We start from the raw sequence: 21,568 nt of genomic DNA, 5'->3' as shown, positions 1-21,568 counted from the left end.
GTCAGCCCCAGTTGTGCATGACGTGCTTGATCCGGGTGTAGTCCTCCAGGCTGTACATGGACAGGTCCTTGCCGTGACCGGAGTGCTTGAAGCCACCATGCGGCATCTCCGACACGAACGGGATGTGCGTGTTGACCCACACGCACCCGAAGTCCAGTCGCCGCGTCATTCTCATCGCCCGACCGTGGTCTGACGTCCAGACCGACGCGGACAGGCCGTACTCGACGCCGTTCGCCCAGCGCACCGCCTCGTCTTCGTCGGTGAACCGCTGCACGGTGATGACCGGGCCGAACACCTCGTCCTGGATGATCTCGTCCTGCTGCCGGACCCCGGAGACGACGGTGGGGGAGTAGAAGAAGCCGCGCTCGCCCACCCGCGAGCCGCCGATTCCCAGTGCCGCGTGGTCCGGGAGCCGGTCGACGAAGCCGCTGACCCGCGCCATCTGGTTGGCGTTGTTGAGCGGGCCGTACAGCACGTCCTCGTCGTCGGGCGCGCCGGTCTTCGTGCCGCGCGCCTGCTCGACCAGGGCGGCCACGACGTCGTCGTACACGCCCGGGCCGGCGAGCACGCGGGTGGCGGCGGTGCAGTCCTGGCCCGCGTTGAAGTACCCGCCCACTGCGATCGCCTCCGCCGCCGCGGCCAGGTCGGCATCGTCGAAGACCACCACCGGCGCCTTGCCACCCAACTCCAGGTGGGTGCGCTTCAGGTCCGGCGCCGCGGCCGCGGCCACCTCCTTACCCGCGCGGGTCGAGCCGGTGATCGACACGAACTGCGGCGTCGGGTGGGAGACGAGAGCCCGGCCCGTGTCCCGGTCGCCGCAGACGACGTTGAAGACGCCCGGCGGCAGGCACTCCGAGGCGATCTCGGCCAGCAGCAGCGTGGAGACCGGCGTCGTGTCGGACGGCTTGAGGACGACGGTGTTGCCGGCCGCGAGCGCGGGAGCGATCTTCCAGATGGCCATCATGAGGGGGTAGTTCCACGGCGTGACCTGGGCACATACCCCGATCGGCTCGCGCCGGACATATGACGTGTGCCCCGCCATGTACTCGCCGGCCGACCGGCCCTCCAGGATGCGAGCCGCCCCGGCGAAGAAGCGCAGCTGGTCGACGGAGGGCGGGAGCTCCTCGTCGGTGGTGAGCTGCCGGGGCTTGCCGGTGTTGCGCACCTCGGCGTCGACCAGGTCGGCCGCGCGGGACTCCACCGCGTCGGCGAACCTGAGCAGCGCGCGCTGCCGCTCGGCCGGCGTCGAGTCACGCCAGGACTCGAACGCGGTCGCCGCCGCGCTCATGGCCGCGTCGACGTCGCGCTCCGACGACAGCGGGGCCTGCGCGAAGACCTCTCCGGTACAGGGGTCGACCAGGTCGCTGTACTGGCCGTCGACGGGATCGGTGTACTCGCCGTTGACGAAGTTGCGCAGCACGGGCTTGTCAGTCATCGAGGGCTCCCGGTTGACGGCGGTAATCGCATCCCACTCGCCATCTTCGCTACTAAATCCGAGGCATACAAGGTACTCGGCCACTGTTTTCGTGTGGTTTACAGTTGCCGACTATGGAGCCAACGCCGTTCTACGTGGCCGGTCGGCAGGACGTCAGCGACGAGGTGGTGGACATCCGCCATCCCTTTGATGGTGCGGCGGTTGGGCGTACCTCATATGCCACTCCCGACCAGGTGGAACGGGCCGTGGCGGCCGCTTCGTCGGTGGCCGCCGAAGCGGCGGCGCTGCCCGCCGCCGCGCGGGCGGCGGCGCTCGACCACGTCTCGCGGACGCTGGCCGAGCGGGCCGATGAGGTCGCGCGCCTGATCACGGCGGAGAACGGCAAACCGCTCAAATGGGCGCGCGCGGAGGCGGCGCGCGCGGTATCGACGTTTCGCTGGGCCGCCGAGGAGGCACGGCGCTTCTCGGGTGAGCTGCAGCGCCTCGACACCGATCCGGCGGCGGCCGGGCGGATGGCGGTCGTGCGCCGGTTTCCACGCGGGCCGGTGCTGGGCATCAGCCCGTTCAACTTCCCGCTGAACCTGGTCGCGCACAAGGTCGCGCCGGCGCTCGCCGTGGGCGCGCCGATCGTTGTCAAGCCGGCGCCGGCCACCCCGCTGAGCGCGCTGCTGCTCGGTTCGATCCTGGCCGAGACCGACCTTCCACCGGGGATGTTCTCGGTGCTGCCGGTGCCGAACGACCGCGCCGCCGCCCTGGTGGCCGACCCGCGGCTGCCGGTCGTCTCGTTCACCGGGTCGGGGCCGGTCGGGTTCGGGATCCGCGAGGCGGTGCCGCACAAGCACGTCACGCTCGAACTCGGCGGCAACGCGGCGGCGCTGCTGTGCTCGGACTGGTCGGCGCTGGAAGACCTCGACTGGGCCGCGCAGCGCATCGCGACGTTCTCGAACTACCAGGCGGGGCAGAGCTGCATCGCGGTGCAGCGGGTGTACGTGCACGAGTGGCTCGAAGACGCGTTCCTGCCCCGGCTCATCGCGGCGGTCGAGGGGCTCAAGACCGGCGACCCGGCCGACGAGGGCGTCGACGTCGGGCCGCTGATCAGCGAAGACGCCGCCCGGCGGGTGGAGAGCTGGGTCGACGAGGCGGTAGCGAGCGGCGCGACCATCGCGGTGGGTGGCCGGCGGGAAGGCGCCACGTACCCGCCGACCGTGCTGACCGGCGTGCCCGCTGGCGCGAAGGTGCTGGCCGAGGAGGTGTTCGGGCCGGTGCTGGTGGTCGAGCGGGTCACCGACGACGCGGCCGGGTTCGCGGCGATCAACGACTCGGCGTTCGGGCTGCAGGCCGGCGTGTTTACCCGAAACCTCCAGACCGCGTTCACCGCGCACCGCACGCTGCAGGTCGGCGGCGTGATCATCGGGGACGTGCCGTCGTACCGTGCGGACCAGATGCCATACGGCGGCGTGAAGGGGAGCGGGGTCGGGCGCGAGGGTCTACGCAGCGCGATGGACGACTACACGGAGCCGCGTGTAATGGTCTTGACCGGCCTGGACTTGTAGCGTGTGGGAGTAATGAGGTTCCTGCGACTGGCTCCCGCCCTGCTCGTTCTTGCCGTGATCGGTGCGCCGGGTGTTGCCCTCGCAGCGCCGGCGAAGGACGACAGCGTCACCCTTCGGCTGCCGGCCAGCGTGCGGGCCGGCGGATCGCCGGGCGCCGTGAGCATCGCGGTGGTCAAGCGCACCCGGGGCTGCCTGATCGTGCGCACCAGCCTCGCCATCAGCCTCCCCGGCCTGACCGCCGAGCAGCTGGCCGCCGAAGTCTTCAGCGCAGGCGAGTGGCGGTCGGTGTCCGTCTCGGGCGGCGGGGGCCTCGTCACCACCGCGCGCAGCTCGCCCGACGACCCGACCCTGTGCAGGGACGAGAGCGTCACGGTCCGGTACCGGGTCGCGTTCAGGGCGAGCGTTCCGGGCGGCACCGCGAACGTCACGGGCACCGCGACCAGCGCGGCCGGGATCTCCATCGGCCAGTCGACCGGCGCCCTGGGCGTGGCCGGCGGCCCTGCCACCAAGTCGCCGTCGCCGTCACCCTCGCGATCGCCGTCCCGATCACCGTCTCCGTCGCCGACCACCCCGTCGCCGTCCCCTTCGCCGTCGGCGTCTCCCTCGCTGGACGCCGAGCCCAGCGCGGAGCTGACGACCACTCCCGCGGCGGCGACCGCGGGTGACGACTCGGCCGGCATCGGTACGGCGTTCATGGTGGCGGGCCTGGGCCTGGTGGGCGTCGGCAGCGCCCTGCTCGTGGCGGTCCTCCGCCGCTCCCGCCCCACGCCCTCATGATCAGGGCGTCCCTCAAGTCGCTCTAACGACTTCAGGGACGCCCTGATCACTTCAGGGTGGGGGAGCTTGGCGGCGCGGAGGGGCTACGTGCGGAGGGCTTCGGTGATCAGGGCGCGGCCTTCGGCCTGGAGCTCGTGCAGGTGGTCCTCGCCGCGGAAGCTCTCCGCGTAGAGCTTGTAGACGTCTTCCGTGCCCGAAGGGCGGGCGGCCAGCCAGCCGGACTCGGTCACGATCTTGAGGCCGCCGATCGCGGCGCCGTTGCCGGGAGCCGCTGTCAGCAGGGCGGTGATCGGCTCACCGGCCAACTCGGTCGCGGTGACCTGGTCGGGGGACAGGCCGGCGAGCACGGCCTTCTCCTCGCGGCTTGCCGGCGCGTCGATCCGCTCGTACGCCGGCGCGCCGAAGCGTGAGGTCAGCCCGGCGTAGTGCTCGCTCGGGGTCTCGCCGGTGACGGCGGTGATCTCGGCGGCCAGCAGGCACAGCACGATGCCGTCCTTGTCGGTGGTCCACACGCCGCCGTCGTGCCGGAGGAACGACGCCCCCGCGCTCTCCTCACCGCCGAAGCCGATCGAGCCGTCGAGCAGCCCGTCGACGAACCACTTGAAGCCGACCGGCACCTCCATCAGCGGGCGGCCGAGGTCGGCGGCCACGCGGTCGATCATGGAGGAGGAGACCAGCGTCTTGCCGACCGCCGTGCCGGCGGGCCAGTCATACCGGTGGTTGTAGAGGTAGTCGATCGCCACCGCGAGGTAGTGGTTGGGGTTCATCAGGCCGGCGTCGGCGGTGACGATGCCGTGCCGGTCGGCGTCGGCGTCGTTGGCGGTGGTGACCTGGTAGTCGGCGCGGGCCGCGATGAGCGAGGCCATCGCGTACGGCGACGAGCAGTCCATGCGGATCTTGCCGTCCCAGTCGAGCGTCATGAACCGCCACGCGGGGTCGACGTCGGGGTTGACCACGGTCATGTCCAGCCCGTACCGGGACGCGATCTCGCCCCAGTACGCGACGCTGGCGCCACCGAGCGGGTCGGCGCCGAGCCGCACCCCGGACCCCCGGATCGCGTCGAGGTCGACGACGTTGGGCAGGTCGCCGACGTACGCGTCGAGGAAGTCGTACTTGCCGCTCTGCGAGACGGCACGCGCGTAAGGCACCCGGCGTACCTCTTTGAGGCCCCCTTCGAGGAGCGCGTTGGCCCTCTGCTCGATCACCTTCGTGGCGTCGGAGCCGGCGGGCCCCCCGTTGGGCGGGTTGTACTTGAAACCACCGTCGGACGGCGGGTTGTGCGACGGGGTGATCACCACGCCGTCGGCGAGCCCGGACGAGCGGCCCCGGTTGTAGGTGAGGATCGCGTGCGACAGGGCGGGCGTCGGGGTGTATCCGTCGCGGCTGTCCCGCAGCACCTGTACCCCGTTGGCCGCGAACACCTCCAGCGCGCTGATCATGGCCGGCTCGGAGAGCGCGTGCGTGTCACGCCCGACGAACAGCGGCCCATCGATGCCCTGACCGGCCCGGTACTCGCAGATCGCCTGGCTGATCGCCAGCACGTGGTCTTCGTTGAAGCTGAGCCGGGTGCTCGACCCGCGGTGCCCCGAGGTGCCGAAGGCCACCCGCTGACTGGCGACCGAAGGGTCGGGATGAGCGGTGTAGTAGCTGGCCACGAGGCGCGGAACGTCGATCAGGTCGGCGGCGGCGGCACGCTGGCCCGCGCGAGGATGCGTCACGGTCGAACCTCCTGCGGGAAACAGTAGTGGAGCAGCGGTCGAGGGCGCGCGGCGGGCGCGGGTGGCGCGCCGTTACCGTGTGGGGCGGGCACGCACTCTTTCTACTGGAGGACCTCTTGACGGGCGTTCGGATCGTGGCGTTCGACCTGGATGACACGCTGGCGGTGTCGAAGTCCCAGATCGACGAGCGGATGGCTGACCTTCTCGCCCAGCTCGTCGCCCGCGTCGACGTCTGCATCATCTCCGGCGGCCGCTTCGAGCAGTTCGAGTCGCAGGTCCTGCGACACCTGAAGCTCGACGACGAGGCGCGTACCCACCTGCACCTGATGCCCACCTGCGGCACCCGCTACTACCGGTGGCTCGACGGAGGTTGGGGCACCGTGTACGTGGAGGACCTCACCGAAGACGCCAAGGCGCGGGTCATCGAGGTGCTCACCGAGGGCGCCAAGGCGCTGGGGCTCTGGGAGCCCGAGCCGTGGGGCGACATCATCGAAGATCGCGGCAGCCAGATCACGTTCTCGGCGCTGGGCCAGAAAGCCCCGCCGGACGCCAAGTACGCGTGGGACCCCGACGGCTCGAAGAAGGAGCGCCTGCGGGCGTACGCCGCGGAGCGCCTGCCGGACCTCGAGGTGCGCAGCGGCGGCTCCACGTCCGTCGACGTCACCAAGAAGGGTGTCGACAAGGCGTACGGTATGCGGAGGCTGATCGAACGCGTCGGCGTGGCCCGTGACGAGGTGCTCTTCATCGGTGACAGGCTCGATGAGGGTGGCAACGACTACCCCGTCAAGGCGATGGGGATTCCCTGCGTGGCCGTGACCCGTTGGCAGGACACCGCGGACTACGTGGAGCGCTTGCTGCCGTCATTGGCCGCTGCCCAGCTGCCGTAAGATCATGGGTCGATCGAGCCCTGGAAGGAGCAGTTCGGTGTCCCTGGACCCGCAGTTGCTGGAGATCCTCGCGTGTCCGGACACGCATCACGCTCCGCTTGAGTTCGACGCGGCCGCACAGACTCTGACCTGCACCGAGTGCAAGCGGATCTTCGAAGTACGCGACGGCATCCCGGTGCTGTTGCTCGACGAGGCACGAAACGGAGCTGACGGTGGGCGCTAGCGTTCGTGGCCGGCGCACGGTCGACGAGGCTCTTCTCGACGACGCCGCCGCCCTTCAGGAGAACGACCCGGGCGGCATGCTGCGGGCCACCGCCTCGGCGGGTGCGCAGGTGCGCGAGTCGGCGGCGCTGGCCGCTGAGGCCAACCTGACGACGCTGATCGACGAGGGTCGCCCCCGCGCGGTCGTGATCGCGGGCGTCGGCACCGCTGGGCGTACCGGAGACGTGCTGGCCACGGTCGCGGGACCGCGCTGTCCCGTGCCGGTGATCGCGCACCGCAGCGCGGGCGTGCCCGGCTGGGTCGGCGCCGCAGACGTCGTCATCGCGGTCAGCGCGTCTGGCCGCAGCCCGGAGGCGCTCGGCGCCGCCGACGCCGCAGCGCGGCGCGGCGCCCGGCTGGTGGCCGTGGGCGCGCCCGACTCGGAGCTCCAGTCGGTTGCCGAGCGGGCCAGGGCGCCGTTCATCGCGGTGCCGCGGCGCGCGCCGGCCCGCGCGAGCCTGTGGGCGTTGACCGTTCCGGTACTGATGGCGGCTCGCGCACTCGGCCTGGTCAAGGTCAACGAGGCCGACCTCGCCGAGACCGCGACCCGGCTGGACGCCGACGCCGACCGGTCCCGCCCGACCGCCGAGTCGTTCGTCAACCCGGCGAAGTCGCTCGCGCTGGGCCTCGCGGGCTCGGTGCCGATCGTGTGGGGCTCGTCGCCGCTGGCCACCGTGGCCGCGCGGCGCTTCGCCGATACGCTGTCGGCCAACGCCCGGTACCCCGTCGTGGCGGGCGCCCTCGGCGAGGCCGGACGGGGCCGGGTCGGCCTGCTCGACGGCGTCTTCGGCGGGCTGGTCGAGTCGGCCCGCGACATCTTCGCCGACCCGGGCGACGAGGTCGAGGCCACCCGGCTGCGCGTGGTACTGCTGCGCGACGGCGGCCTCGGCACCGAAGAAGACGCCGACGAGCCGGTGGCCGTGGAGGAGCGGCGCGCCGACGCCGTGCAGACCCTGGCCGAGCGGCGCGGCGTGCGCTGCGACGTGGTCACCGCCGAGGGCGGCTCGTCGCTGGAGCGGCTCGCCTCACTCGTCGCGATCCCTGACTTCGCATCCGTTTACCTGGCGCTGGCCCACGAGCTGGACCCGATGGCGGTGCCTGCCGTCACCGAGATGAAGGAGCTTTCCAACCCATGAGCGCCTCCGGGGGCACCAAGGCGATCGTCGCGGCCCTGCTGGCCAACCTCGGTATCGCGGTCACGAAGTTCGTGGCTTGGCTCCTCACCCAGTCGTCGTCGATGCTGGCCGAGTCGATCCACTCGGTCGCCGACTCGGGCAACCAGGCGCTGCTGCTCCTGGGCGGCCGCCGGGCGCAGCGCAAGGCCACGCCGCAGCACCCCTTCGGGTACGGCCGCGAGCGCTACATCTACGCGTTCATCGTGTCGATCGTGCTGTTCAGCGTCGGTGGCCTGTTCGCGCTGTACGAGGCGTACCACAAGTACGAGCACTGGCACGGCGGCCACGACGAGGGCATCACCTCGTGGCACTGGGTGCCGGTGGTCGTGCTGTCGGTGGCGATCGTGCTGGAGTCGTTCTCGTTCCGCACCGCGATCGTCGAGTCCAACCACGTGCGGGGCAAGGCGACCTGGGTCCAGTTCGTCCGCCGGGCGCGCGCCCCTGAGCTGCCCGTCGTGTTGCTGGAAGACCTCGGCGCGCTGGTCGGTCTTGTCTTCGCCCTGATCGGCGTCTCGCTGACGCTGATCACCGGCAGCAGCCTGTGGGACGCGCTTGGCACCGCGGCGATCGGCCTCCTGCTGGTCACCATCGCGATCATCCTGGCGATCGAGACCAAGAGCCTCCTGCTCGGCGAGGGCGGCACGCCGGAAGACGTCGCCAAGATCGAGCAGGCGATCCTCGCCGGCCCCGAGGTCGACCGGATCATCCACATGAAGACGCTGCACCTCGGCCCGGAGGAGCTGCTCGTCGCCGCGAAGATCGCGGTGCGTGAGAGCGAGACCGCCGACGAGATCGCAGACCACATCAACGCGGCCGAGGGCCGCATCCGCGCTGCGGTGCCGATCGCTCGGGCCATCTACCTGGAGCCCGACATCTACCGGGTACCGGCACCACCGGCCGCGGAGCCGGCGCCAGCGGCGGGCTGAACCGTGGACGCGCTCGCCAGCCCGATCCGGCCGTACGCCTGGGGTTCCCGCACCGCCATCGCGGGAATCCAGGGGCGGCCGGTGCCGAGTGACGGGCCGGAGGCGGAGCTGTGGATCGGCGCCCACCCGGGTGATCCGTCCACTGTCGACGGGGTGAGCCTCGCCGACCGGATCGCCGCCGAGCCGGACCGGTTGCTCGGTCCGGCCATCGCGGCCCGGTTCGGCGCGCGCCTGCCGTACCTCATGAAGATCCTGGCGGCCGCCGCGCCGCTGTCGTTGCAGGCGCATCCCGACGAGGCCCGGGCACAGGCCCGCTTCGCGGCCGGGCATCCGAGCTATGTGGACGCTCACCACAAGCCCGAGATGCTCGTGGCGATCTCGGATTTCGAGGCGCTGTGCGGCTTCCGCGATCCCGCGGTGGCGGCCGAGAGCCTCGCGGCACTCGGTGTGTCCACGTTGGAGCCGGTGGTCGCCGCGCTGCGCGCTGGCGACCTGCGCACCGCGCTGCGCGCGTTGCTGGAGTGGCCCGAGGTCGATCGCCCATCGCTCGTCGAGGCGGCGGTGGCGGCACCCGACGCTCCTGATCTGGTACGCCGACTCGCCGCCCACTACCCCGGCGATCCCGGTGTCCTGGTGGCGCTCCTGCTCAACCACGTCACGCTGGCGCCCGGCGAGGCGATCTGGATGCCGGCCGGCAACCTGCACGCCTACCTCCAGGGCACCGGCGTGGAGATCATGGCGGCCAGCGACAACGTGTTGCGCGGCGGGCTCACCCCCAAGCACGTCGACGTGCCCGAGCTGCTCGACGTGCTGCGGTTCGAGGTACTGGCCGACCCGGTCGTGCCGGCGGTCCCGGTGGCACCGGGTGTGGTGACGTGGCAGACGCCGGTCGCCGAGTTCGCGCTGCACCGGGTGCGGCCGGCGGAGGCCGGTGGGCCGGTGACGCTCGACGTGTCCGGGCCGCGCGTGGTCCTGTCCGTAGCCGGTGAGCTCGTCGCCGACGACGGCGCCGCGAGCGTGAAGCTGCCGGCGGGACTCGCGGCGTTCGGTGCTGCCGATGCCGGACCGGTGGTAGTGGCGGGCGCGGGCGAAGCCTTCGTCGCGTCGGTCCCGCTCTAAAACTCACGCAGCGCGGTCATCTGAAGATAGGGCGTATGCCGAAATTTCGCGTTTTAGCTTGACACCGACGTTGCTTAGTGTGACTCTATGAGTACGCAGTGTTATCGGGATCAAGGTCCGAGTCACGCGCGGGGAACCAAACCGGGGGGATGCGCGGGGCGGTGGGAGCTGGGCGGAAAGGCCGCTCAAGACCCATCGCCCCGCGCGCTGTACGGGTCCGAATGCCGTCCGCGTAAGGTAGTGGGTCGTGCAGTAGACGCGTACGACAGGAGCTTTCATGACCAGCACTCTTCCGGCGCCCGGCGCGTCGGCCGAGTCCCGTCCGCGCACCGTCGCCGAGGGCGACTACAAGGTCGCTGACCTTTCCCTGGCTGCCTTTGGCCGCAAGGAGATCCAGCTCGCAGAGCACGAAATGCCCGGGCTGATGTCGATCCGCCGTGAGTTCGCAGCGGAGCAGCCGCTGCGTGGCGCGCGGATCACCGGCTCCCTGCACATGACGATCCAGACCGCTGTGCTGATCGAGACTCTGGTCGCGCTGGGCGCGCAGGTCCGCTGGGCGTCGTGCAACATCTTCTCCACTCAGGACCACGCCGCCGCGGCGATCGTGGTGGGCCCCGAGGGCACCGCCGACGCGCCGTCCGGTGTCCCGGTGTACGCCTGGAAGGGCGAGACGCTCGAAGAGTACTGGTGGTGCACCGAGCAGGTGCTCATCTGGCCCGACGGCGACGGCCCCAACATGATCCTTGACGACGGTGGCGACGCGACGCTGCTGGTGCACAAGGGCGCCGAGTTCGAAAACGCGGGCGCCGTGCCGTCGACCGAGGCGTCCGACAGCGAGGAGTACGCCGTCATCCTCGACGTGCTGCGCCGCTCGCTCACCGAGGACAACCAGCGGTGGACCCGGGTCGCCCAGGGCATCAAGGGTGTCACCGAGGAGACCACCACGGGCGTGCACCGGCTGTACGAGATGCAGTCGGCCGGCACCCTGCTCTTCCCGGCGATCAACGTCAACGACTCCGTGACGAAGAGCAAGTTCGACAACAAGTACGGCTGCCGCCACTCGCTCATCGACGGCATCAACCGGGCCACCGACGTGCTGATCGGCGGCAAGGTCGCGGTCGTGTTCGGCTACGGCGACGTGGGCAAGGGCTGCGCCGAGTCACTGCGCGGCCAGGGCGCCCGGGTCATCGTGACCGAGGTCGACCCGATCTGCGCCCTGCAGGCGGCGATGGACGGCTACCAGGTCGCCACGATGGAAGACGTCGTCGAGACGGCCGACATCTTCATCACCGCCACCGGCTGCTTCGACGTCATCACCGCCGAGCACATGGCGCGGATGAAGCACCAGGCGATCGTGGGCAACATCGGCCACTTCGACAACGAGATCGACATGGCTGGTCTCGCGAAGCGCGACGACGTCACGCGGATCAACATCAAGCCGCAGGTCGACGAGTGGCGTTTCGATGACGGTCACTCGATCATCGTGCTGTCGGAGGGGCGCCTGCTGAACCTCGGCAACGCCACCGGCCACCCGTCGTTCGTCATGTCGAACTCGTTCGCCAACCAGACGATCGCGCAGATCGAGCTCTTCACCAAGCTCGACCAGTACCCGGTGGGCGTCTACACGCTGCCCAAGCACCTCGACGAGAAGGTGGCCCGGCTGCACCTCGACGCCCTCGGCGCGAAGCTGACCACGCTCACCAAGGAGCAGGCGTCCTACCTGGGCATTCCGGTCGAGGGTCCGTTCAAGTCGGACCACTACCGCTACTGAGCGACACCTGTACTGAGCGATACCAGTACTGAGCGATCGGGTCGGGTCTTTACCCGGCCCGATCGTGCTTTCTGGGCCGCACCCAGGTCCACACGCAGTACGCGAGCCAGCCCACCGCCACAGCGGTGGCCAGCGGGCGCAGCTTCAGCATCGTGAGCAGGAAGATCACCGCCAGCACGGTGAGCCACGGGATGAAGGCCTTCACCCGGCAACAGTAGACGGAGATCCGCACAAGGGGCGGCGGGCCGGTGGTTGCCGCCACCTGGCCCGCCGTCCGGCTCCGGAATCCCGTGTCAGAGCATGTGCTGCGCCTGCCTGCCGACGACCTGTACCAACTCGGCGTCCAGCAGGCGGATCCACCGGCGACGGACGCTGTGCAGCGTGGTGAGGATGGGCCGAGCCGGCGTGCCTTCGGTCGGCTGCAGTATCGCGTTGCCGTCCGGCAGTACGAGCAGCCAGGCGACCACTTGACCCGCGGTGTCACGGTCGCCTCGGCGGTAGAGGGCGAAAACGATGGGGCGCTCGTCGACGAAGACCAGGCCGGTGTCCAGTTGCCAGGGAAGCTCGGACGGGTCTGCGGCGAAGGTACGTTCGTCCAGCAAGGCTGCCTCCGTCGGTCGTGGACTGGTGTGGCTGTGCCTCGACTCCGTTGTCGCCTTAACTCCCCTTCAGGGTGCATCTTGCGAACCGAAGATGCAAGTGCATCTGTGGCCTGTCTGTTGCACTTAGAGGCACGGGCTTGCGTTACCGTGTCCATGATGGCAGTGAAGCCCAGTCCACCGACTCTGCGGCGTCAACTCGGCGCCGAACTGCGGCGTCTGCGTGGCGATCGCACGGTCGCGGACGTAGCTGCCGGGCTCGGGTGGTCAGAATCAAAGCTGAGCCGCATCGAGACCGCCCATACGGGCATCCGGCCCAAAGATCTGGACCGGCTGCTCGACGTCTACGCGCTTGCCCAGGATGCCCGGGCGCGCATCCAAGCGCTGGCCGGTCAAGCCCGCCAGCGCGCCTGGTGGGAGGCGTACGGTGATGTGCTACCGAACGCCTATGAGACCTACATCGGGTTCGAAGCCGAAGCCACCAGCATCTACAACTACGAAGCACAGATCGTTCCTGGCCTGCTGCAAACCGCTGAGTACGCCAGCGCGGTCATAGCCGCCGATGGTGTTTACCAGGATGAGGAGGTCCACAGCCAGCGGGTCGCTGTTCGGATGGCGCGGCAAGCGGTGCTGACGCGGAACCCGTCCCCACAGTTGGTCGTCGTTCTTGACGAGGCTGTCCTGAGGCGTCAGGTCGGTGGTGAAGATGTCATGCGGCGTCAGTTGGGTCGACTTGTCGAAGCAAATGACCGCAAGATGATCACAGTACAGGTGCTGCCGTTCAGTGTGGGCGCGCACCGGGCCCTTGCTGGCTCATTTGTAATCATGGAGTTTGCGGGAGATTCCGACCATCCGCTCGTCTATTCCGAGGGAATGACTGGCGGTGTCTTTCGAAGCCGCGCAGACGAACTTCGAAGCTACTGGATGAGCTTCGAATCGTTGCGGACTGCATCGCTTACTCCGAGGCAGTCCGTGGAATTTATTCAAGCCGTAGCACAAGGCGATATCTGATTTAATCTTGAGAGGATCCGATAGTTCCATGTTTGGGCGGAATCTGCGTGACGTGCCTTGGGTGAAGAGCACGCGCAGTGCCGGAAATGGCCAGTGTGTCGAGGTGGCGAGGCTCGAAGATTGCGTCGCTTTACGCGACTCTAAGGATGCGGAAGGACCCATTCTGCAGTTTTCGACCAAATCATGGCAGTCCTTCGTGGATTCTCTGCGCATGAAGGTCCATAACTAGGTGGCCTGCGGGTAGCCTATGCCGCAGGCGGTTCTTGTTGGGCCGCCTGCGGTGAGGTTCCCAGCTCCTCCGAGAAGACGGCGATGATCCCGCCTTTCTTGCTCGGATAGCCCGTCCGCCATACATCCTCGGTGCTCTGCCAGTAGCTGCGAACCCACTCGCTGGTAGCCATGAACCTCAGATGCATTCGGATCTCATCTATATTTGCGGCGCCCGTCTGATGCAGCAGTATGAAGTAATTCAGGACAAGATTGGTGTAGACCGTCAGCCTGGGCTCGACTCCTTCTGGTCGAGGAAATTGTCCCCAGGCTTGCAGTAGATCTGGATCGTTGATCGCCATGGCCAAGAGATCGGTCTGAAACTGTCGGATAGCCATTCGTCGTGCATCGCGCATCTGCCTTTGTTGTAAACCTAGCGTCATAGCGACCGCAATAACGGCCGCGGCTGCGAGAACTGCTGAGATGGCTCCATATGACTGCCCGATGAGACTCAGGCGTTCCCAGTCGTGCTCCTCGCTGTCCAGGAAACGTAGCGCGAGTGGCGAGGCGACGATCAGTGCTACGGCCAAGATCAATAGGATTGATGTTGCCAGGATGCCTAGATTGACCTTGAGCGGACTAAGAAGTGCCGTCGCCGGTCGCCTTTGCACTCTTTCCTCACCCCCGGAACTAGGTGGAGCCTGCTAGCGGGCCTTCTCCGCGTCACGTTTGTAGCGCATGCCCGCCAGAAACCATTACAGGGCAGCGGCGCAACTTTGATGTGAGAGCACCAATTGACTGCCCTCAGACGGGTGCTCGGAACCGGTTGAGCTGTGTCTTAGGCCGGTTCGTGGGGCTCGGGTGCGGAGCGCCTGAGGGTACTGGCCACCGGCGGTGGACGCAGGCCGGTCCAGTCCGCCTGATCCGCCGCGGGATTGAGCCACGGCGGCGTGGGCCACTGGTGGCTGGCCCAGACGGCGGCAGGCGTGGGGGTCTCCGATGAGTCCGGGGCGCTCCACGGGGACGGAGTGGGTGCGCCGCCCGGCTCGCCGGGGCGGGGCGCGGCCGGGACGCGTCGCGGTGGGCCCGTCAGGCCCGGCCAGAGCGTCGCTGTGACCGCGCGGGCCCGTGCCAGCCGGTGCGCCGCCCGGCGGTGCCGTTCGGCCAGTACCGCCGCGAGGTAGGCCCACCCGGGCACGCCCGGCGGTGGCGGGGGCGTCGTGGCGGCCGCCACCTCGGTGGCGAGCGCCTGGCCGAGGCGGCTGCGCTCGGGCTCGGCCAGCCCGTGCCCGCGCGCCAGGAAGTGCCGTACCGCCAGCGCCAGGTCGTCGTCGAGCCCGGTCAGGTCGAGTGTGGCCGCCCAACTCGCGAGCGGCAGCGGCATGCCGGGCACCCAGCCCCACGAGGCCGGGGTGCGCTCGTGGATGACCATCGTGCCGGCGGCCAGGTCGCCGAGGCGCTTGCCGCGCGGGTTGCTCAGCATCGTGGCGAGGCTCGCGATCCAGGTGACGAGCGGCAGTACCAGGCCGGGCCACTCGACGGCGACGCTGACCAGGGATCGGGTCAGCGCGTGGCGGAACCGGACAGGACCGCCGTCGTCGCGGACCACCCTCAGCCCCACCGCGAGCTTGCCGACGGTGCGGCCGCCGCTCAACGTCTCGCATATCACCGGGTAGCCGACCAGCACCAGCACGATGCCGACGGTGAGCAGCGCGCCTTCGAGGGCGGCATCGGCGCGCACGGTGGTGATGACGGCGCCGCCGATGATGGCCAGGACCAGGGCGATTCCCGCCTGGACGGCGATGTCGACGAGCAGCGCGAGCACTCTGGAACCGACCCGCGCGACCCGCACCTCCAGCTCGACGGCCTCCCCGTTGACGAGACCGTCGACGGGACGGCTCGCCGACCCCCCTTGCGCGTTCACCCGACCAGTGAACACCATGTGCGGCGTGGATCTCGACGCGTACGTCGCCGAGCACGACGCCGAGTGGCGGCGGCTGGAGCAGCTGTCGCGTGGGCGCAAGCTGTCCGTGTCCGAAGCGGACGAGCTGGTGGCCCTCTATCAGCGGGCGGCGACCCATCTTTCCGTGGTGCGTAGCCGGTCGCCCGACCCGGCTCTGGTGGCCCGCCTCTCCCGGCTGGTACTGAGCGCCCGCGCCGCCATCACGGGCGGCACCGGGGTGTCGTGGCGCGAGGTGGGCCGGTTCTTCACGGCCGGCTTCCCGCTGGCCGTGTACCGGGCGCTGCCGTGGTGTACCGGCGCGGCCCTGGCCTTCACGGCCGTGACCGGCTTTCTCATGTGGTGGGTGTCCGGGCATCCGGAGAGCGCTGCCGCGTTCATCGGTGAAGACGCCGCCCGCGAGCTGGTGGAGTCGGAGTTCGCGGGCTACTACAGCGAGTTCATGCCGGCGACCTTCGCCTTCCACCTGTGGACGCACAACGCCTGGCTGGCGGCGCAGTGCCTCGCCGCGGGGGTGCTCATCGTGCCGGTGTTGTGGCTGCTGTGGAACAACGCGCTCAACATCGGCGTGGTCGGCGGGGTGATGCTCTCGTACGACCGCGGCGACCTCTTCTTCGGGCTGATCCTGCCGCATGGATTGCTTGAGCTGACGGGGATCTACGTGGCGGCCGGTGTGGGCCTGCGGATCGGCTGGGCGTGGATCGCGCCCGGTCCGCACCGCAGCCGAGGGCGGGCCGTCGCCGACGCGGGCCGCTCCGGGATGTTGGTGGCGGTGGGGCTGATCGGATTGTTCGCGGTGGCGGGGCTGATCGAGGCGTTCGTGACGCCTTCGCCGTTGCCCGCGGTCTTCCGGGTCGGCATCGGCGCGGCGGTCTGGCTCGCGTTCCTGACGTACGTCGTAGTCCTGGGTAGGAAAGCTTCCAAACAAAGCAAGGCGTCCCTCACGTCGTGAGAAGGACGCCTTGCTTTCAGCCGGGGAACGTCAGCAGGTCTTCCACTGGAACTGGACGATTGTTTCCACGTTTCCTTCACTCGACCGGAGTGAAAGGGAGCTTATTTTCGTCGGGTTGACGGTGCCCTCGTCGACCCGCAATTCGGTGTTGATGTTCAGGTTGCGGGTCGCGCCACACGGGGAGTAGATGAGTTCCTCCACGGGTGTCGCGTCAATGGTGTGCCAAAGCGACCGCAGTGGTCCGTCGAATGAATGGTCGACGTGATTGTTGGCAGAGGAGCCCTGGAAGTAGTAGTTGGTCCGCTGGAGGCCGACGGCGCCGGCTTCGAGGCGGGCGCGGCCCACGTAGTCTGCCCGCGCGACCGCGAACGTGTAGCCCTGCGGGATGTGGACCAACAGGTTGACCTGGCAGTTCTTGCGGAAGTCGGTGGGCTTCGCGTCGCCGCCGGCCTGCGCGATGAAGTCTCGATACGTGATCCGGAAGCCGGTGTTGTCGGGCAGCACCGACACCGACGCCGTGCCCGCTGGGCAGCCGGAACCGTTGACGGTGACCACGTCGAGGGTGATCTTCTCGCTGGGTGGCGCGCTCTCCTCGGCGGCGCTGGCGTAGGCCGGCGACAGTGCCGGCCCGGCCAGCGAAAGGGCGAGGACGGTGGTCAGGGCTACGAGGACGGGACGTCTCACGGTGGTCGGCAGGACAGTCATGGGGTTCCCCTCGGGTCGCGTACTCGCCGTCATTTGATCGACATTGCTGTTCCCCGGGCGAAGCGTAGCGGTGTTAAAAATCAAATACAAGGACGTCAATTGGTCAACTCGTCCTACCCAAAACTGACAAGATCTCGCCCACAAAAAGACTGCATTGACCTCTCTCTATCACCGGCCATAATATGGCCGAGCGCGCGCACCATCCCATCTGCATCGGAAAGGGAGTTCCATGCGTAGGGTGATGATTGCTGGTGCCGCCGTATTCGCATTGCTTGCCCCTGCCTTGCTGGTCGCTTCACCAGCGTCTGCTGTCGGGTGGCTCGACGATCCGGTGCCGCCACCGAATGACAGAATCGTTATCGACGTCGTGACCGTCCTTGGCAACGGCTGCCCGGCGGGCACCGCCGCGGTGGCCGTCTCGCCGGACAACACCGCCTTCACCGTCACGTACAGCAACTATCTGGCGCAGGTCGGCGTCGGTTCCCGTCCGACCGACTTCCGCAAGAACTGCCAGCTCAACGTGGCCGTGCACGTGCCTGCCGGCTTCACCTACGCGATCGCCAAGGCCGACTACCGCGGCTTCGCGTCGCTGGCGACCGGTGCGACCGCCACACAGAGTGCCCGGTACTACTTCCAGGGCATGAGCCAGACGGCCTTCGTGAACCACCCGTTCCGTGGGCCGTTCGAGGACAACTGGTTCGCCAGCGACCAGACCGACATCGCCTCGCTCGTCTACCATCCGTGCGGCGCCATGCGAAATCTCAACATCAACACTGAGCTGCGAGTCAGCGCCGGCACGTCCAACACGGCCACGACCACCAGCTTCCTCTCGATGGACTCCACCGACGGCAGCATCCAGACCGTCTACCACTTCAACTGGCAGCACTGCCCACGCCGGTAAACCGCGGGACCACTGCGGCCAGCCACCCGATGCGGGCGGCTGGCCGCATCGCCCTGTCAGAGGCGGCCAGCCTGCTTCAAAGTCAGATACGCGTCGCAGAGGCGGGATGGGAAGACGTCGAGCGGTGCGTCGAGCACCGTTACCCCGTTGCGGGTCAGCGCCGACCGCACCCGGTCCCGTTCGCCGAGGGTGCGGATGGCGGCGGCTGACAAGTACGGGTCGCCGGACGGTTCGGCCATCCGTTCCAGCAGCGGGTCGTGCACCGCCGCCACGATCACCCGGTGCCGGGCCGCCAGCCGGGGCAGCACCGGCAGCAGCCCCTCGCCGAGCGCGCCCGGTTCCAGCGCGGTGAAAAGCACCACCAGTGCCCGCTTCCGCTCGCGCCGCAGCACCTCGCCGACCACCAACTCGAAGTCTGTCTCCACAAGGGACGGTTGGAGTGGCGCGAGCGCGTTGACGAGGCGGGGAAGCAGGACGTGGCGGCCGCCGGAGACGGTGGCGCGCACCACCGTGTCGACCGCGAGCAGGTCCACCTGGTCGCCGGCCCGCGAGGCGAGCGCCGCGAGTAGCAGGGCGGCGTCGATCGACGCGTCGAGTCGCGGTTCGTCGCCCACGCGTACAGCCGATGTGCGCCCGGTGTCGAGTACGCACACGACACGGCGGTCGCGCTCGGGTCGCCACGTGCGCACGAGCACGTCGGACCGGCGTGCGCTGGCCCGCCAGTCGATCGACCGGACGTCGTCTCCGATCACATACTCACGCAGCGCGTCGAACTCGGTGCCCTGGCCGCGTCCCCGGGTCACCTGGGCGCCTTCGAGCGTGCGCAGCCGGGCCGTCTTTTCGGGCAGGAAGCGCCGAGAGTCGAAGCGCGGCAGCACCCGCAGGCGCCAGGCGGGTGTGGCGGGGCGGCCGGCCCGCTGCCGGAACGCCAGCCCCATCGGACCGTACGAGCGCAGGCTCACCCGCACCGCTGGGCGGTCGCCGCGCCGGGTCGGCGTCAGCGTGGTCTCCAGCGCGGCTGACGCGTGCGGCTCGACGAGGACCCGGTGCACCCGCGAAGGCGCGCCGGCTGACGGTACCCAGGAATCCCGGACCTGCGCACGGAGGACGCGTGGGGAGTCGTTGTGGACCCCCAGCGTGACCGTGGCGGTCTCGCCCAGCCGGACCGCACGTGCTCCGTCGCGGCTCAGCCGCACGGCGCGCAGCGGCGCGGCGAGCGCGGTGTCGACCGCCGCGAGCGCCAGGACCGCGGCGGTGAGCACCACGACGCCCCACCACGGCGACGGCCACAGCGGGAGCGTGACGGTGCTGAGCGCGAGGAGCGCGGCGGTCCGGCCGGTGAGCATTACCGCGGCGTTGGCACGGTGGCGAGCACAGCGTCGAGTACCGCGTCCGGCGTCACGCCCTCCAGCTCGGCCTCCGGGCGCAGCCGGACGCGGTGCCGGAGGGTGGCCCGCGCGACCGCCTTGATGTCGTCGGGCGTCACGTACTCGCGTCCGGCCAGCCAGGCCCACGCCTTGGCGGTGCCCAGCAGCGCGGTCGCGCCGCGCGGTGAGGCGCCCAACTCCAGCGACGGCGACGTGCGGGTGGCGCGGCACAGGTCGACGACGTACCCGAGCACGGCGTCGGCGACGCCCACGCGCTGCACGGCCGCCCGGCCCGCGGCCAGGTCCGCCGCGCTGGCGACCCGCTGCACGCCGGCCGCCTTGAGATCGCGCGGATCGAATCCGTTGTGGTGTGCGCGCAGCACCCCGATCTCCTCGTCGCGGCCGGGCAGCGGCACGGTCAGCTTGATGAGGAACCGGTCGAGTTGCGCCTCGGGGAGCGGATACGTGCCCTCGTACTCGATCGGGTTCTGGGTGGCGGCCACGATGAACGGCTCGGGGAGCGGGCGCGGCGTGCCCTCGACCGACACCTGCCGCTCCTCCATGACCTCCAGCAGCGCCGACTGGGTCTTCGGCGGCGTGCGGTTGATCTCGTCGGCGAGGAGCAGGTTGGTGAACACCGGCCCGGACCGGAACTCGAACGCCGCACTGTGCGGGTCGTACACCAGCGAGCCGGTGACGTCGCCGGGCATCAGGTCGGGCGTGAACTGGAGGCGCTTGGCGTCCAGGTCGAGCGCGGCGGCGAGGGTGCGCACCATCAGGGTCTTGGCGACACCCGGTACGCCTTCGAGGAGCACATGGCCGCGGCACAGCAACGCGATCACCAGGCCGCTCACGATGGCGTCCTGCCCGACCACGGCCTTGGCCACCTCGGCGCGCAGCCGGTGCAGGGCCGCCCGGGCGTGGTCGGCGTCGGCGGGTTGGGTCACCGCTGCTCTCCTTCGTCGGTCCTCACGGGTGGCGCGCCGACCTCGTGTGCCAGCGCGTCGAGGTCTGCGGCCAGCGCGACCAGCTCCTCGTCGGTCTCCGGGGAGGCACCGTACAGCAGGTCGTCCACGTCGTCCCTGGGCCGGCCGGTGTGCGCCGCGATCGCCGAGGCCAGCGCCTCGCCGTCGTCGTCCGGCTCAAGCCGGAGCAGCGCGGCTGTGCGCTGCCGTGCCGCCTCTCGCAGGATGTCTGCGGTGGGCCCGCGCGCCTTGGCCCGGCGGTACAGCCGGCCGCGGCCGAGCACCGTCTCGGCGCCCCGTACCGTCGCCGGCAGCGGCTCGCTGACCGGTGGTCCGAGCCGCCGCGCCCGCCAGACCGCTACGACAAGGGCGGCCAGAGCGAGCTGGACGAGGATCGCCCAGAACCAGTCCGGGAAGGCGTCCCAGAGCGGGTTCCGCCCCTCGCTCGGTGGCGCGGCCCCGTTGTCACCGTCCCCTTCGGACTGTCCGGAGCCGTTGCCGGACCGCCCTTCCCCGCTCTCGCCCGATCCCGGATCGCCTCCGACGACGCCCTCGCCCGAAGGGTCCTCTGAGGACTCTCGCTCGGGCTCCTCGCTGCCGGGCGGGTCGACCGGCTGCGCTGGCGGCTCTTCGAGCTCGTGCAGGTCGAGCCAGACCACTGTGGACTTCGTAGCCAGCAGGCCAACCGCGAGCGCGCGGTTGCCGTGCTCGCCGGCGCGGTCGTTGCGGAACGGCTCGTTCGCTCCGATCACCACCAACTCGGCCGCTGACCACCGGGTGCGGACCAGGCCGGCGTCGTAGCACCGCTCGCCGTCCGCCTCGTATCGCTGGCGCAGCGCCGCTGCCGTGCCGGCGCGGCGGGCCTCGTCGAGCGCGCAGCCCGGTTCGGTCGCCTTGGCCGCCCACCGGCGTCCGGTGGCCGCGACCGGGGCCGCGATGGTGTCGAGGGTGCGCGCGGGCGGGTCGACGAGCACGATCCTGGTGCTCGCCGGCAGGGACTCCAACATCCGCAGGTAGTCCGGGTGCGAGACGCCGGGCACGGGTACGAAGAGCGTGGCGTCTCCCTCGTACGCGGCACCGATCGCGTCCAGGGTGCTGGTCGTCCGGTGCACGTCGACGCCCTCGGCACGTAGCGCGTCGGCGAGTGCGCGGCCACCGATCGGCGCCTCGCTGGCCGGACTGAGGAAGTCGGCGTCGGTCGGGTCGGGCTGCTCGACGGCGTACGTGATCCCGGTCACCGTCAACAGCAGCGCGGCGATGCCGAGGGGGACAGCCATCC

Annotated in this window: 22 protein-coding genes; 12 read left to right on the top strand and 10 right to left on the bottom strand. The window is 69.8% G+C overall.

What is annotated here, in order from left to right; translation table 11 throughout:
• Window position 1 precedes the first annotated feature (1 nt).
• Window positions 2-1,435: a gamma-aminobutyraldehyde dehydrogenase gene (locus QMG73_RS06005; RefSeq protein ID WP_281892963.1), complete on the bottom strand. Its 1,434-nt coding sequence runs from the start codon at window positions 1,433-1,435 to the stop codon at window positions 2-4.
• Window positions 1,436-1,548: 113 nt separating this feature from the next.
• Here QMG73_RS06005 and QMG73_RS06000 point away from each other — a divergent pair, with 113 nt between their 5' ends.
• Together QMG73_RS06000 and QMG73_RS05995 are read left to right on the top strand one after the other, a co-directional pair.
• Complete coding sequence (locus QMG73_RS06000) at window positions 1,549-2,988, top strand: aldehyde dehydrogenase family protein (protein WP_281892962.1); 1,440 nt, start codon at window positions 1,549-1,551, stop codon at window positions 2,986-2,988.
• 12 nt (window positions 2,989-3,000) lie between these two features.
• Window positions 3,001-3,765: a hypothetical protein gene (locus QMG73_RS05995; protein WP_281892961.1), complete on the top strand. Its 765-nt coding sequence runs from the start codon at window positions 3,001-3,003 to the stop codon at window positions 3,763-3,765.
• A gap of 83 nt (window positions 3,766-3,848) precedes the next feature.
• Here QMG73_RS05995 and pgm read toward each other — a convergent pair whose 3' ends face one another.
• Window positions 3,849-5,483, bottom strand: coding sequence for a phosphoglucomutase (alpha-D-glucose-1,6-bisphosphate-dependent) (gene pgm, locus QMG73_RS05990; protein ID WP_281892960.1), 1,635 nt, complete (start codon window positions 5,481-5,483; stop codon window positions 3,849-3,851).
• Between the two features lie 116 nt (window positions 5,484-5,599).
• On the opposite strand from pgm, the gene QMG73_RS05985 reads away from it, so the two are divergent.
• The 6 genes from QMG73_RS05985 to ahcY all read left to right on the top strand — a co-directional run bounded on the left by QMG73_RS05985 (window position 5,600) and on the right by ahcY (window position 11,622).
• The gene (locus tag QMG73_RS05985) at window positions 5,600-6,370 is read left to right on the top strand and encodes an HAD-IIB family hydrolase (RefSeq protein WP_281892959.1); all 771 of its coding nucleotides are present in this window, start codon (window positions 5,600-5,602) and stop codon (window positions 6,368-6,370) included.
• Window positions 6,371-6,407: 37 nt separating this feature from the next.
• Window positions 6,408-6,593: a Trm112 family protein gene (locus QMG73_RS05980; RefSeq protein ID WP_265250972.1), complete on the top strand. Its 186-nt coding sequence runs from the start codon at window positions 6,408-6,410 to the stop codon at window positions 6,591-6,593.
• Entirely contained in the window at window positions 6,583-7,767 is a 1,185-nt protein-coding gene (locus QMG73_RS05975; protein WP_407676751.1) for an SIS domain-containing protein, read from the top strand. Before QMG73_RS05980 ends, QMG73_RS05975 begins: the two co-directional genes overlap by 11 nt.
• Window positions 7,764-8,732, top strand: a complete 969-nt coding sequence (locus QMG73_RS05970) for a cation diffusion facilitator family transporter (RefSeq protein ID WP_281892958.1) — start codon at window positions 7,764-7,766, stop codon at window positions 8,730-8,732. Before QMG73_RS05975 ends, QMG73_RS05970 begins: the two co-directional genes overlap by 4 nt.
• A 3-nt stretch (window positions 8,733-8,735) precedes the next feature.
• Window positions 8,736-9,851, top strand: a complete 1,116-nt coding sequence (gene manA / locus QMG73_RS05965) for a mannose-6-phosphate isomerase, class I (RefSeq protein WP_281892957.1) — start codon at window positions 8,736-8,738, stop codon at window positions 9,849-9,851.
• Window positions 9,852-10,128: 277 nt separating this feature from the next.
• On the top strand, window positions 10,129-11,622 hold the full coding sequence (ahcY, locus tag QMG73_RS05960) for an adenosylhomocysteinase (protein WP_281892956.1): 1,494 nt from the start codon (window positions 10,129-10,131) through the stop codon (window positions 11,620-11,622).
• A 49-nt stretch (window positions 11,623-11,671) separates the two neighbouring features.
• Here the strand turns inward: ahcY and QMG73_RS05955 are convergent, their stop codons facing one another.
• Both QMG73_RS05955 and QMG73_RS05950 read right to left on the bottom strand, forming a co-directional pair.
• Entirely contained in the window at window positions 11,672-11,827 is a 156-nt protein-coding gene (locus QMG73_RS05955) for a hypothetical protein (RefSeq protein ID WP_281892955.1), read from the bottom strand.
• Window positions 11,828-11,915: 88 nt separating this feature from the next.
• Complete coding sequence (locus QMG73_RS05950; protein WP_281892954.1) at window positions 11,916-12,224, bottom strand: hypothetical protein; 309 nt, start codon at window positions 12,222-12,224, stop codon at window positions 11,916-11,918.
• Window positions 12,225-12,377: 153 nt separating this feature from the next.
• Here QMG73_RS05950 and QMG73_RS05945 point away from each other — a divergent pair, with 153 nt between their 5' ends.
• Complete coding sequence (locus QMG73_RS05945) at window positions 12,378-13,232, top strand: helix-turn-helix domain-containing protein (protein WP_281892952.1); 855 nt, start codon at window positions 12,378-12,380, stop codon at window positions 13,230-13,232.
• 28 nt (window positions 13,233-13,260) lie between these two features.
• Complete coding sequence (locus QMG73_RS05940; RefSeq protein ID WP_281892950.1) at window positions 13,261-13,461, top strand: DUF397 domain-containing protein; 201 nt, start codon at window positions 13,261-13,263, stop codon at window positions 13,459-13,461.
• 16 nt (window positions 13,462-13,477) lie between these two features.
• Here the strand turns inward: QMG73_RS05940 and QMG73_RS05935 are convergent, their stop codons facing one another.
• Together QMG73_RS05935 and QMG73_RS05930 are read right to left on the bottom strand one after the other, a co-directional pair.
• Window positions 13,478-14,029, bottom strand: a complete 552-nt coding sequence (locus QMG73_RS05935; protein WP_281892948.1) for a DUF6082 family protein — start codon at window positions 14,027-14,029, stop codon at window positions 13,478-13,480.
• Window positions 14,030-14,277: 248 nt separating this feature from the next.
• Window positions 14,278-15,363 (bottom strand): RDD family protein, encoded by a 1,086-nt coding sequence (locus QMG73_RS05930; RefSeq protein ID WP_281892947.1) that lies wholly within the window; start codon window positions 15,361-15,363, stop codon window positions 14,278-14,280.
• A gap of 25 nt (window positions 15,364-15,388) precedes the next feature.
• On the opposite strand from QMG73_RS05930, the gene QMG73_RS05925 reads away from it, so the two are divergent.
• Window positions 15,389-16,351 (top strand): stage II sporulation protein M, encoded by a 963-nt coding sequence (locus tag QMG73_RS05925; RefSeq protein ID WP_281892946.1) that lies wholly within the window; start codon window positions 15,389-15,391, stop codon window positions 16,349-16,351.
• A 30-nt stretch (window positions 16,352-16,381) separates the two neighbouring features.
• Here QMG73_RS05925 and QMG73_RS05920 read toward each other — a convergent pair whose 3' ends face one another.
• Window positions 16,382-17,056 (bottom strand): DUF4360 domain-containing protein, encoded by a 675-nt coding sequence (locus QMG73_RS05920; RefSeq protein ID WP_281892945.1) that lies wholly within the window; start codon window positions 17,054-17,056, stop codon window positions 16,382-16,384.
• A gap of 229 nt (window positions 17,057-17,285) precedes the next feature.
• On the opposite strand from QMG73_RS05920, the gene QMG73_RS05915 reads away from it, so the two are divergent.
• A complete protein-coding gene (locus QMG73_RS05915) occupies window positions 17,286-17,957 on the top strand; it encodes a DUF4360 domain-containing protein (protein ID WP_281892944.1) in 672 nt (223 codons plus the stop codon).
• Between the two features lie 56 nt (window positions 17,958-18,013).
• On the opposite strand, the gene QMG73_RS05910 is transcribed toward QMG73_RS05915, so the two are convergent.
• Genes QMG73_RS05910 through QMG73_RS05900 form a run of 3 tightly spaced genes read right to left on the bottom strand, consistent with a single transcriptional unit; the run spans window position 18,014 to window position 21,566 of the window.
• Complete coding sequence (locus QMG73_RS05910; protein WP_281892943.1) at window positions 18,014-19,303, bottom strand: DUF58 domain-containing protein; 1,290 nt, start codon at window positions 19,301-19,303, stop codon at window positions 18,014-18,016.
• Window positions 19,303-20,271 carry an AAA family ATPase gene (locus QMG73_RS05905; protein WP_281892942.1) on the bottom strand — a complete coding sequence of 323 codons (969 nt, stop codon included), beginning with the start codon at window positions 20,269-20,271 and terminating at the stop codon, window positions 19,303-19,305. The genes QMG73_RS05910 and QMG73_RS05905 overlap by 1 nt, the downstream gene beginning before the upstream one ends.
• Window positions 20,268-21,566, bottom strand: a complete 1,299-nt coding sequence (locus QMG73_RS05900) for a DUF4350 domain-containing protein (protein WP_281892941.1) — start codon at window positions 21,564-21,566, stop codon at window positions 20,268-20,270. Before QMG73_RS05900 ends, QMG73_RS05905 begins: the two co-directional genes overlap by 4 nt.
• Between the last annotated feature and the right edge of the window lie 2 nt (window positions 21,567-21,568).

Origin of the sequence: Phytohabitans aurantiacus, from assembly GCF_027923225.1 — a bacterium.
Classification (GTDB): domain Bacteria; phylum Actinomycetota; class Actinomycetes; order Mycobacteriales; family Micromonosporaceae; genus Phytohabitans; species Phytohabitans aurantiacus.
This window is presented reverse-complemented; position numbering and strand designations above follow the sequence as displayed.